An 11,733-nucleotide genomic window follows, 5' to 3' on the forward strand; every position below is an offset into this window, starting at 1 on the left:
GTCCAGCAGGTGGCCATCACCGGCGATCCGACCGGCGGCACCTACACGCTGACCTTCGACGGACAGACCACCGCCGGCATCCCCTACAACACGTCCGCGGCCGGTGTGCAGGCCGCCCTGGAGGGCCTGTCGAACGTCGACCCCGGGGACGTCGCCTGCGTCGGAGGACCGCACCCCGGCACGCCGATCACCGTCACGTTCACCGGCCAGCACGCCGGCACGGACGTGACCGAGCTGACCGGCGACGCCACCGGCCTGACCGGCGGCACCACCCCGGACGTCGTCATCACCACCACCACGCCGGGCGGCCAGTGACCGCCCCGCGCAAACCGGCGCGGCGGCGGCAGACCGGGGTGAGCCCCGCCGCCGCCGCGCCTTCACCGGTTCACCCCGAGACACCCCAGGAGCGAGAGAACGCCATGAGCAAGCCCAACAAGAAGCGCTACGTCCTGGCCACCGTGCGCCAGCAGTACGCCGAGGCCGTCGGCGGCGAAGAGGTCGAGTTCGAGGGCCCGGGCGGCAAGACGTTCACGGTGCCGCATCCGATGTTCGCTCCCTCGGAGTGGACGAAGGGGGTCGACGACGCCGAGTCGGACGAGGAGATCGCCCTAGCGATGCTGGGCGATCAGCAGTACCAGGAGTTCTGCGAGGCGGGCGGAAACCCGGCTGACGTCAACTTCATCCGCATGGCCGCGATGGAGGACATGAAGGGAGCCCTGAAGAAGGGCCGCCCTACACGGTCCTAGACGTCCTCGGGGACCACCCGGGGGCCGTCGAGGCCGACCTGTGCCACCAGTACCCGCAGTACGGGGAGGGCGGCCCGCTGCGGGCGTTCTTCCAGGGCCGCATCACCCTGCGGCACCTGCGGGAACTGGTAGAGGGCCTGCCGCCGAACGGCGCCCTGGCCCGCAAGGCGGTCGGCCACCACCTGGGCTACGGCGACTTCCGGGCCGCCGACCTGGTCGACCTGATCGGCCATCTGCTCACCGACTTCCGCAACGCCAACCGTGCCGAGAAGGCACCGCCCGAGCCGTACCCGGAGCCGGTGTGGCGGCCGGAGAAGCCCGGCGCGAAGAAGAAGCGCGCGAAGAAGGCCGCCAAGCAGGCCGCCCAGGACCACGCCTGGTACCAGAACCTCGTCGCCCAGGTGACACCGGAGCACGCAGAGAAGGGGTGAGATCCATGCCCCGCGCTGCATCCGTGTGGCTGGACGTCCTGCCGTCCATGTCCGAGTTCCGCCGTGAGCTCCGCCAGCAGCTGGAGGAGCCCGTGCGGCAGTCCGCCACTCGGGCGGGACAGCAGGGCGGCGACAACCTCATGCAGGGCCTATCCAGCAAGATGAAGGCCGGCGCCCTGGCCGCGGGCGCCGTGGTGGGCGCCCTGGTCGCCAAGGGCATCAGCGAGGCCGTCGAGAAGCAGGCCGCCACCGGCAAGCTGAAGGCACAGCTCGGTCTGTCGCCGAAGGAGGCCAAGACCGCCGGGGCCGCGGCCGGGAAGCTGTACGCGGGCGCGGTCACCGGCTCGATCGACGAGGGCGCCCAGGCGGTGCGCGCCATCATGGCCGCCGGCCTGGCCCCGGAGAAGGCCACCACCAAGCAGCTCGCCACGATGGCGACGAAGGTGCAGGACCTCAGCTCACTGTTCGAGCTGGACCTGGGCCAGACCGCGAACGCGGTGGGTCAGATCCTGAAGACAGGGCTGGCCAAGAACGGCAACGAGGCGATGGACGTCCTGTTCGCCGGGATGCAGAAGCTCGGGCCCCGCGCGGATGACATCGCCGACACGTTCAACGAGTACTCCACGATCTTCCGGTCGCTCGGCCTGGACGTGCAGACCACCATGGGCCTGTTCTCCCAGGGCATGAAGGCCGGTGCCCGCGACACCGACGTGATCGCCGACTCCCTGAAGGAGTTCCAGATCCGGGCCACGGACGGCTCCAAGGCGTCCGCTGACGGTTTCAAGGCCCTGGGGCTGGACGCCAAGGAGATGACCGCGCAGATCGCGGGCGGCGGCAAGGGCGCTTCCACCGGTCTGCAGCTGGTGCTGGACAAGCTGCGCAAGATGAAGGACCCCGTCGACCGTAACGCCGCGGCCGTGGCCCTGTTCGGCACGAAGGCCGAGGACATGGGGAAGGCCCTCTACAGCCTGAACCCGTCCAAGGCGGTGGACGGTCTGGGCAAGGTGGGCGGCGCGGCGAAGAAGGCCGGGGACGACCTGCGCGACAACGCCGGCGTGACGTTCGAGCAGTTCAAGCGGCGGGCCCTGATGGCGCTGGGTGACGTGGCGAGCAAGTACGCCATCCCGCCGCTGATGCGCTTCGGGAGGTTCCTGAACAAGGACGTCGTGCCGCCGGTGAAGACCGCCGCGACGTGGCTCGGTGACCACCTGGTCCCCGTCGTGAAGGACACCGGCAGCGCCGTCGGCGGAACGATCCGCTGGTTCAAGGAGTGGGGCATCTGGCTTTCGCCGCTGGCCATCCTGATCGGCGGCGTGACGCTGGCCCTGTCCGCGCAGGCCATCATGACCGGCACGGTCATCGGCGTGATGTCCATCTACTCCCTGGCCAGCCGCGGCATCGCCGCCATCACCCGCGGGTGGGCGGCCGCGCAGGCCCTGCTGAACGGCATCATGGCGCTCAACCCGTTCGTCCTGGTCGCGATCGCGGTGGTCGCCCTCGGCGCCGCCCTGGTCATCGCCTGGAAGAAGTCCCAGACGTTCCGCAGCATCGTCATGGGCGTCTGGGAGGCGATCAAGACCGGCGCGATGTGGCTGTGGACCGAGGGCATCAAGCCGATGGTCGACGGCTTCATGACCGGCCTGCGCTGGGTCGGGGACGCCGCGTCGTGGCTGTGGAACACCGTGCTCAAGCCGGTGTTCTCCGCCATCGACACCGGCGCGCGCATCCTCGCGACCGTCCTGACCATCGTGGTCTTCGGGCCGATCTACCTGGCGGTGAAGCTGCTGGGGGCGGTCTTCGGCTGGCTGTGGGACGTGGCCATCAAACCTGTGTTCGGGTGGATCAAGGCCGGAGCCGCGCTGCTGTGGGCCGGAGTTCAGGTGGTCTTCGGCTACTTCATGGCCGGGCTGCGCACCGTGGGCGGCTGGTTCAAGTGGCTCTACACCAACGCGGTGAAGCCCGTGGTGGGCTGGATCGTGGCCGGCGTGAAACTGGCCTGGTCCGGGGCCAAGGTCGTCTTCGGCTGGTTCACGGCCGGGCTGAAGACGGTGGGCGGCTGGTTCAAGTGGCTCTACGACAACGGGGTCAAGCCGGCGTTCAACAGCATCAGGAACGTCATCTCCACGGTGTGGAACTCGGGCATCAAGCCCGTGTTCGACCGGATCAAGGCCGCCACCGGCAAGGTCGCCGACGCGTTCGAGGTCGCCCGCAAGGGCATCAAAATGGCCTGGGACAAGGTCAAGGGCATCGCCAAGACCCCGGTGAAGTTCATCATCGACACCGTCTACAACGGCGGCATCGTCAAGGTGTGGAACGCCGTGGCCTCCAAGTTCGGTGCCCCCACCCTGGACCCGATCAAGGGTTTCGCCCGCGGTGGTGTGCTGCCCGGGCAGTCCTCCTACCGGCAGGGTGATGACCAGCTGGTGCCGATGCGGCGCGGTGAGGGCGTCGCCGTCACCGAGGCCATGCGGGACCCGTATGAGCGGGCCCGGCTCCTCGCGGTGAACCAGGCCGCCATGCGCGGGCAGTCCCTGCGCCCGTTCCAGGGCGAGGGCTTCGCCAAGGGCGGCATCTTCGGCTGGGTGAAGAACGCGGCGTCCAAGACGGTCGACCTGGCGAAGACCGGCGTGGACTGGCTGAAGGACGGTGTGAAGGCCTCCGCCGTGGCGGGCCTGAACAGCGTGGTGAAGCCGCTGCTGGACAAGATCGCCGGTTCGTCGTCCGTGTACCGCGACATGATCAGCGGTATTCCGCGCCGGATGATCCGCTCCATTGTCGGCTTCTCCGGGAAGGCGGACACCGAGCTGGAGAAGGCGGGCGTGGGTGGGGGTGGCTTCAAGTCGGGCCTGCGCTGGGCGCGCACGCAGCACGGCAAGCGGTACCAGTGGGGCGGCAACGGCAACCCCTCGTGGGACTGCTCGGGTTTCCTCAGCGCGATCGAGTCCGTGATCCGCGGGCAGAAGCCGCACCGCCGGTGGGCCACCGGCGCGTTCTCCGGCCGTACCGCGCCGGACGGCTGGGTGCTGAACAAGCGCTCCCCGTACCAGATCGGCATCACCAACGCCGGCGTCGGGCACACCGCCGGCACCCTCAACGGGACCAACGTCGAGAGCAGGGGCGGCGACGGTGTCGTGGTCGGCCCCCGGGCCCGCTCCTACAAGAGCGGCCTGTTCACCCACCGGTACGGCTACGCCGGGAAGTTCGACCAGGGCGGGAAGCTGCCGCCCGGCCTGTCCGCCGTCTACAACGGCACGAAGAAGCCGGAAGCGGTGCTGACCGGCGGCCAGTTCAACGCCCTGGCCGGGTCCGGTGCCCGGATCGGCGCGGCGGTGGTCGCCGGCATGGCGCAGATGGGCGACGCCGTGGAGGCCGCGGCCGACCGGCTGGCGTCGCAGGCCGCGCCGGCCGGTGTCGTCCCCGTCACCTCCGGTGGCTCGCCGAGCAGTTCCCGTGCGGACGGGCGGCCCCTGTACCTGGTCGTCGAGGACGGCACGGTGCTGCGGGCCTACGTGTCCGACCGGGTCGATGACGCCCTGACCGACGTGCGCCGCGCCAAGCGGTCCGGCAAGAAGCAGTAGGAGGCACACCGGTATGCCGATGATCGTGGACCCGTCGGCGCCGCAGGTCACCCCGCCCGCCACCCTCACCAGCCCCGACGGTTTCCTGACCGCCGTGGTGGACGAGCAGTGGGCGGGCGTGTACCTGGGCGTCGACTACAAGACGCCGGCCGCCGTGGGGTGGCAGGACATCCGCAAGGTGGCCATCACCCGGCAGGACCCCGGCGCCGCCGCACCCGTCGGCGTGCGCTCGGGCGACCTGGCGTGGGCGATCGAGGGCGTCGGCCAGGCCTACGACCATGAGGCGCCCCTGGGGGTGGCCGTGGCCTACACCGCCCGCCCGCAGTACGCGGACGGAAGCTGGGGGGATGAGTCGTCGCTGGGCCTGGTCGTGCCCGCCCCGGCCCCGGCGCAGACCAGGGACCTGTGGCTGAAGTCCCTCGAGGAGCCCGGGTTGTCGATGCGGGTGATGTACGGCCCGGACCAGGGCACCACCAGTGAGGCCCGGCAGGAGTCCACGGCCCGCACCGGCACCCCGTACACGGCCGTCGCCTACGACACCGCGGCCGCGCCGGCGGAGACGGTGTCGGTGGACGTCCTGGCCGCCGACATCGAACAGTTCCGGCTGCTGATCCGCTCGGGGGTGCTGCTGGCGCAGGTGCGGCCGGGCTACCAGAAGCCGGACCGCTTCTTCGTGCCCGGCGCCGTGAGCGAAAAGGCCACCGGAAAGCTCGGCTCCACCGGGGGCTACACCGTCACGTTCGACATCGTGCCCATCGAGCGGCCGGCCACCGGCGGGCAGCCGATGCGCGCCCCGGCCTGGTCCTACGACGCCCTGGCCGCGCAGTTCGCCACCTACGACGCGGTCAGCTCCTCCTACCCGAGCTATGCGGCGCTGGCCACGAACGGCGCGGTGACCTGACGTGCTGCCGATCTCCGCCGCGGCGCTGGCCGCGCTGGGGCAGGCCACCGCCCGCCCGGTGCGCGCGGAGTGGTCCAACGACGGTGGTGTGAGCTGGACGCCGGTACGGTTCGGCTCCGGGGGCGTGACGCCGGACCGTACCGCGGAGGTGCGCTACGCCGCCTCGGTGGAGCTGCTGGACGCGCCGCGCGGCCGGCACGGCATCAACAGCATCTCCACCGAGGTCCGCCTGTTCCAGGGCATCAAGGTGCCCCGCCTGGACGTGGAGTGGATCCCCGCCGGCCGCTACGCCATCGACCGGCTGCGCCGGACCCGTCTCGGTGTCGCCCTGGACCTGCTCGGGCGTGAGGACATCGTGCGCGGGGCGTCGTTTCCCACGGCCCGCACCATCGGCCCGGACACCGCCAAGGCGTGCGCGGAGCAGCTGCTGGCCGAAGCCCTGCCCGGCTCGACGGTGGCGTGGCGTGGCGAGGTGAAATCGGGCACCGCCATGCCGGCGTTCGTGGTCGACGAGGACCGGTGGGCGGCCGTCTCCGGCGGCACCGACTCCTCCGGGACGTCCACCGGTATCGCGGCCTCCCTGGGCGCGGAGGTCTACTGCGACGCCCGGGGCATCCCCACCTTCGCCCCGGTGCCGTCCCTGGGCGATCCGGTCGTGTGGGAGATCCCCCTGAACCTGGTCACCGCCGCACCGTCGGAGGAGGAGACCAGCGAGAACCTGAAGAACCTGTGGGCGGTCACCGGCGACTCCGGCGACGGCGGCAAAGTGATCGGCCCGGTGTTCCAGTGGGACGACAACCCCGACTCGATCACCTACGCCGGCCCCGACCCGGTGGAGGACCCGCTGGCGCCGGGACGCCTGGGCCTGCCGAGCGTGCGCGTGCGCACGGGCCGCTACGCCTCCGCCCTGATCACCGGCCTGGACCAGGCCCGTGACGTGGCGGTCGCGCAACTGGCCAACTCCCTCGGCGTGCAGGCCTCGCTGTCGTTCACGTCGGTGTGCAACCCGGCCATCGAGCCGGGCGACGTCGTCCTGGCCGAGGTCGCACCGGGGGTGTGGGAGAAGCACCTGATCGACTCCAACCTCTACGCCCTGGGCGGGGTGTCGATGACCTGCCAGACCCGCACCAGTACGAGGAGGCTGTGAGGTGGGCATCCGCGATCAGCTGGGCAAGGACCTGGACGCGCTGGACTCCGAGGCCGGTGGCCTGCAGACCGTGTCCGCCGACGTCATTGACGTCACCGAGGACGGCCGGGTGAACCTGCGGATGATGGGCGCGGACATCTACGGCGTGGCCTGCACCGACGCCTACCGCAACCGCAAGGCCGGCGACACCGTCGCGGTGCGCCGCGGGGCGGTGCCGGTGGTGCTGTGGCGGCTGGGCGAGGACCCGGCCCAGGCGGAGCAGAACGACGTCGAGGCGATCGCCGAGCAGGCCGCCCGCGACGTGCAGGTGGTGCGCGCGGCCACCTACGGCACCGGCGCCCCGGCAGGGTCGGGCTGGCAGATTCCCAGCGCCGTCTACGTCCGCAAGGTCGACGGCCGCATGGAGCTGTACTTCCAGGTCGCCGACGCCTCCGACCCGTCCCCCGGCAGCCCGGCGGTGCCCTCACCGAAGCCCGCCACGATCAGCCCCACCGCCTCCGGGACGTGGCGCGGCGGACGGCCCGACGAGTATGCCTCCGCCCCCACCCAGGGCGACTGGACCGGCCGCGGCAACCGCCGCGGCGCATGGTTCTACGGCAGCGCGATCCAGAACGCGTGCGCGGGCAAGACCGTCACCTCGATGAAGGTGGCGTTCGCCCGCAAGACCGGCTCCGGCGTCAACGCCAAGCGGCCCATGCATCTGTACCTGCACGCGCACTCCTCACCGCCGTCTGGACAGCTCAACCTCGGCAGCGGCCCTGAGGACCTGCTGCGCCTGTCCGTGGGCGCCACGGGCACCGCCACGCTGCCCACGTCGTGGGCGAACGCCCTGGCCTCCGGGTCCGCCAAGGGCCTGGCCATCTACGCCTCCGGCGCCACCGACTACATGTCCGTCACCGGCGGCCGCATCACCGTCACGTTCTCCTAGGAGCCCCCCTTTGGCGACCATCGGATACGCCGAACTGCCCGTCCCGGGCGGCGGCGACAGCCCCACCACCCCCGGACACCTCGCCGAACTGGCCGAGGCCATCGACCCGCACCTGTGGCAGCACGTCACCAACCTCGCCGACCGCGACGCCCGCCTGGACCAGGCCCCCGCACAGACCGTCGCTGTGGCACCGGACGGCACGACCTGGGTGAAGATCAGCGCCGTAACGAACCTCTGGGCCACGATTTACGAGCCCTTGCAGGACTGGCAGCCCGTCACCCTGGCCGCGGGATTCGAGGCCGGGCAGACCCTGCCGGAGGCCCGCATCGACCGCGGGCAGGCCCACCTGCGCGGCACGATCCAGCGCACCGACGGCCAACTCATCTCCGCCAACGGCGTGAAGCTGGCCACCGTCCCCACCGCGATGATCCCCACCCAGATCGCCCGGTTCGACGGCGGTGCATCTCTGACCGGCGACGCGATGACCGGCGTCTGCCGCTGCGAGGTCTTCAGCCCGGACCAGGACGCCAACGCCGTCGGCGGGCGCGGCTCCCTCGTCGCCTACTCGCAAGACGGCCAGCAGGACGGCGGCACCGCCGGCCTGATGTGGGTGGACATCTCCGGCTCCTACTGGCTCGACTGAAAGGGGCAGCAGCGTGCCGCTCTACACCTTCGGCGGAACCCCCGCCGACGTCCTCACCGACGCACAGGGCAACGTCATCCCCGACTACCCCCTGGTAGTCCGCGTGGCCGGGACCGGCGCCGCCGTCACCGCCCTGTACGAAGACGACGGCCTGACCCCCATCGCCCAGCTCCGCTCCAACCCGGCCAGCTCGCCCACACCCGGCGCCATCCGCACCTTCAAAACCGCCGACGTCACCGCAATCGACTACGAGTACCTCGACGGTTCGGGTAGCCCGGTGCGCTGGTATCAGGCGGCCCGGGAGCTGGCGGCGCAGGCGCAGGCGACGGCAGAGGCCGCGCTGCCGCGCAGCGGCGGCACGATGACCGGCACGACGCAGTACAACGGGTCTGCGGGCGATGTGGTCGACGCCTCCCTCGTCGCTGCCCAGGGCGGGTACGACACCTACCGGCGACTCGCGGACGGCGAGGAGCAGTGGGGGCCCGGCGACGCCGCCCGCGACGTGCGCTGGTACCGCAGCGGCCCGCGGCAGATGACGCTGACCGGATCGATCGTGGCGGAAGACGGCGTGAACCTGGCCGTCCCCGGCTGGTTCACCGTCACCGGAGCGGCCGGCGACGGCATCACCGACGACCGCCCGGCGATCCAGGCCGCGCTGGACGCCGCACGCGATGCAGGCGGCGGCACGGTCATCCTCCCCGGCGGCAAGACCTACGGCGTGAGCACGTTCCTGGTCGTCCACAGCGGAACCACCATCTGGGCCTACGGCGCCACCATCAAGGCCATCGCCAACTCGGGGATCCTGCGCAACTTCATCACCGGCGAGGAGTTCGCCGGCTACTCGGGCCGCTCCCACATCACGCTGCTCGGCGGCACCTACGACGGGAACGCCTCCGACGGTGTGACCGGTACCGTGACCGCCGAAACCGACGTGATCAACTTCGTGCACGGTGCCGACATCACCGTGCGCGACGTGACCGTGCTCAACACCTCGACGGCGCACGCGCTGGAGTTCAACTCAGTCGACGGCGGCCGGGCGATCAACTGCCAGTTCTACGGGTTCCGCGACAACAGCTCCGGCGGCACCCGCGGATTCTCCGAGGCCATCCAGATCGACATCTCCAAGAGCGGCAGCAGCTCGATCGGCCTGTACGACAACACCCCGGCGAAGAACATCCGCATCGAGAGCTGCACGTTCGGGCCGTCCGATCGGCTCGGCAACTTCGGCCGGGCAGTCGGTTCTCACTCGATCACCGCAGGTGTCACCTACGACGACATCCAGATCGTGAACTGCCAGATCAACGGCGCCCTGCAAGAGGGCATCTACGCCTACGGATGGCGGCGGGCGAAGATCGAGGGCAACACGATCCGCAACACCGGCATGTCCGGCATCATGGCGACGATCCCGAACCCGGCGACCACGAGCGTCCCTGCCGCGACTGTTTCGATCACTGACAACACGATCGAAGCCGTGCAGTCCGACAGCGGCATTCGCGTGCTGGCCTATGCCGCCTACCGGTATCCGGGCGTGGTCATCGAGACCAACACGATCCGCAGCATCACCGGCAACGCGGTGCAGGTCGAGCAGTGCGAAGCGCCGAAGGTCACCGGCAACCTGTCCGAGGACACAACATCGACCGGCCTGTACGCGGCATGGTCGCCGAGCGCGTCGTTCACCTCGAACACGGTCCGCAACTCCGGCTCCAACGGCATCAACGCGACCGGCAGCCCGCGCACCCTCATGCAGGGAAACATCATCGACGGCACTGGCAGCAACTTCGGGCTGTTCGCCGGACAGGCTTCCGACGGAGCGAACTCGACCGACTGCCACATCACAGGGAACACCATCTACGCCGCGTCATCGGCCGGCATCCGGGCCTCGACCAGCGCGACCGGCTGCACGATCACCGGCAACAAGGTCCGCAAGGGCGCGTCGACGGCGAACGGGATCACCCTCGCCTCGACCGCGACGGGCTGCGTCATCGCCGGGAACGACCTGTCCGGGAATGGCTGGGCGTCCGGTACCGCGCTGTCACTGTCGACCGCCACACCGAAGCTCGACTACGCGGGCGGCACGACCTCACCCGGCCACAACCTCATCTGACCTGCGTTCACCCACCCCGCCCCGCGCCGCCGGCCGGGGCCTTTCTCATATCTGGAGGCCCCATGGCCTGGTATCCCGGCGCCACGAAAATGGAGCTGCAACCCGAGTCGGACGCGCAGACGGCGATCCGGCCGACGCAGTTCATCGTGCACAGCATCGTCGGTCCGTGGACGGCGCGACGCACCTACGAGTACTGGCGCGACTCCACCAACCTCGAGTCCCACTTCGGGATCGGCTACAAGGGCGACATCGCCCAGTACATCGGCACCGAGACCCGCGCCGACGCCAACGCCGCAGCGAACCGGCGGCCGGACGGCACGGGCGCGATCTCGGCGGAGACCGCATCCAACCTGACCGCCACGGACCCATGGACCGGCGAGCAGGTTGAGGAGCTCATCAAGGTCGGCGTCTGGGCGCACCAGCGGCATGGCATTCCGCTGCGCCTGTGCCGCTGGGCCAGCGACCCCGGTTTCGGCTGGCACGCCATGCACAGTGCCTGGAACCCAGACGCGCACTCGTGCCCGGGCCCGGCCCGCATCAAGCAGTTCCGCGAGGTGATCTTCCCCGCGATCGTCGCCCGCGCCACCGGCAAGACCACCACACCCAAGGAGGACACCGTGCAGCTCGACGACAAGGTCGCCGTCGGCGACTGGGTCAAGAAGGCCTGGCCCGACGACAAGGGCCTCCAGGACGGAAGCATCCCCGTGCAGACCGCCCTCGGCTCCGGCTACGCCCACAGCAGGCGCGCCGCCGAGAACACGGTCGCAATCCTCGCCCAGCTCGGCGCGCAGGCCGCGACCATCGACAAGCTCGTCGACGCCCTCGGATCCGGCGGCGGGCTCACCGCCGCCGAGATCAAGGCCGCAGCGGAGGCCGGCGCACAGGCCGCCCTCAACCAGCTCGGCGACGCACTGAAGGAGAACTGACCCATGACGCTCTACGACTGGCTCGCGTCCCTCTGGCGCACCCTCGTTCCTTACGTCGTCGGGTTCGCCGCGGTGCAGCTGGCGCGTCTCGGCATCACCCTGGACGACGCCACCCTCACGGCCGCGCTGGCCGGTGCGTTCGGCACCGTGTACTACGCCCTGTTCCGGCTGCTGGAGCAGAAGGCCGGCAGAGGCTGGGGCTGGTTCCTCGGCCTGGCCAGGCCCCCGCACTACCCGGACAAGGACGGCGGCATCGCCATCACCGGCCGTCCAGGTCTGGACGCCTGATGCGCGCGGCGGCCCGGAGGCTCACCAGGCGGCTGGGCCGC

12 protein-coding genes are annotated in these 11,733 nt (G+C 70.6%); 11 read left to right on the forward strand and 1 reads right to left on the reverse strand.

What is annotated here, in order from left to right; translation table 11 throughout:
- Together ABZ281_RS17770 and ABZ281_RS17775 are read left to right on the forward strand one after the other, a co-directional pair.
- Positions 1-315, forward strand: a 315-nt coding sequence (locus ABZ281_RS17770; RefSeq protein WP_356656482.1) for a hypothetical protein, incomplete at its 5' end; no start/stop codon positions are given.
- 104 nt (positions 316-419) lie between these two features.
- Positions 420-746, forward strand: a complete 327-nt coding sequence (locus tag ABZ281_RS17775; protein ID WP_356656484.1) for a hypothetical protein — start codon at positions 420-422, stop codon at positions 744-746.
- Here ABZ281_RS17775 and ABZ281_RS17780 read toward each other — a convergent pair.
- Positions 743-979: a hypothetical protein gene (locus ABZ281_RS17780; RefSeq protein ID WP_356656486.1), complete on the reverse strand. Its 237-nt coding sequence runs from the start codon at positions 977-979 to the stop codon at positions 743-745. The two genes, ABZ281_RS17775 and ABZ281_RS17780, sit on opposite strands and share 4 nt — an antisense overlap.
- A 66-nt stretch (positions 980-1,045) precedes the next feature.
- Here ABZ281_RS17780 and ABZ281_RS17785 point away from each other — a divergent pair, with 66 nt between their 5' ends.
- The 9 genes from ABZ281_RS17785 (at position 1,046) to ABZ281_RS17825 (ending at position 11,692) form a co-directional block, all read left to right on the forward strand.
- On the forward strand, positions 1,046-1,177 hold the full coding sequence (locus ABZ281_RS17785; protein WP_356656488.1) for a hypothetical protein: 132 nt from the start codon (positions 1,046-1,048) through the stop codon (positions 1,175-1,177).
- A gap of 5 nt (positions 1,178-1,182) precedes the next feature.
- A complete protein-coding gene (locus ABZ281_RS17790; protein ID WP_356656490.1) occupies positions 1,183-4,755 on the forward strand; it encodes a phage tail tape measure protein in 3,573 nt (1,190 codons plus the stop codon).
- Positions 4,756-4,768: 13 nt separating this feature from the next.
- Entirely contained in the window at positions 4,769-5,656 is an 888-nt protein-coding gene (locus ABZ281_RS17795; protein ID WP_356656492.1) for a hypothetical protein, read from the forward strand.
- Position 5,657: 1 nt separating this feature from the next.
- Positions 5,658-6,803, forward strand: a complete 1,146-nt coding sequence (locus tag ABZ281_RS17800) for a phage tail protein (RefSeq protein WP_356656494.1) — start codon at positions 5,658-5,660, stop codon at positions 6,801-6,803.
- A gap of 1 nt (position 6,804) precedes the next feature.
- Positions 6,805-7,731: a hypothetical protein gene (locus tag ABZ281_RS17805; RefSeq protein WP_356656496.1), complete on the forward strand. Its 927-nt coding sequence runs from the start codon at positions 6,805-6,807 to the stop codon at positions 7,729-7,731.
- A gap of 10 nt (positions 7,732-7,741) precedes the next feature.
- Positions 7,742-8,374 (forward strand): hypothetical protein, encoded by a 633-nt coding sequence (locus ABZ281_RS17810; protein WP_356656498.1) that lies wholly within the window; start codon positions 7,742-7,744, stop codon positions 8,372-8,374.
- Between the two features lie 13 nt (positions 8,375-8,387).
- Positions 8,388-10,478 (forward strand): right-handed parallel beta-helix repeat-containing protein, encoded by a 2,091-nt coding sequence (locus ABZ281_RS17815; RefSeq protein ID WP_356656500.1) that lies wholly within the window; start codon positions 8,388-8,390, stop codon positions 10,476-10,478.
- Between the two features lie 62 nt (positions 10,479-10,540).
- The gene (locus tag ABZ281_RS17820; RefSeq protein WP_356656502.1) at positions 10,541-11,404 is read left to right on the forward strand and encodes an N-acetylmuramoyl-L-alanine amidase; all 864 of its coding nucleotides are present in this window, start codon (positions 10,541-10,543) and stop codon (positions 11,402-11,404) included.
- A 3-nt stretch (positions 11,405-11,407) separates the two neighbouring features.
- A complete protein-coding gene (locus ABZ281_RS17825) occupies positions 11,408-11,692 on the forward strand; it encodes a hypothetical protein (protein ID WP_356656504.1) in 285 nt (94 codons plus the stop codon).
- Positions 11,693-11,733 lie beyond the last annotated feature (41 nt).

Origin of the sequence: Streptomyces sp. NPDC006265, from assembly GCF_040613555.1 — a bacterium.
Classification (GTDB): Bacteria; Actinomycetota; Actinomycetes; order Streptomycetales; family Streptomycetaceae; genus Streptomyces.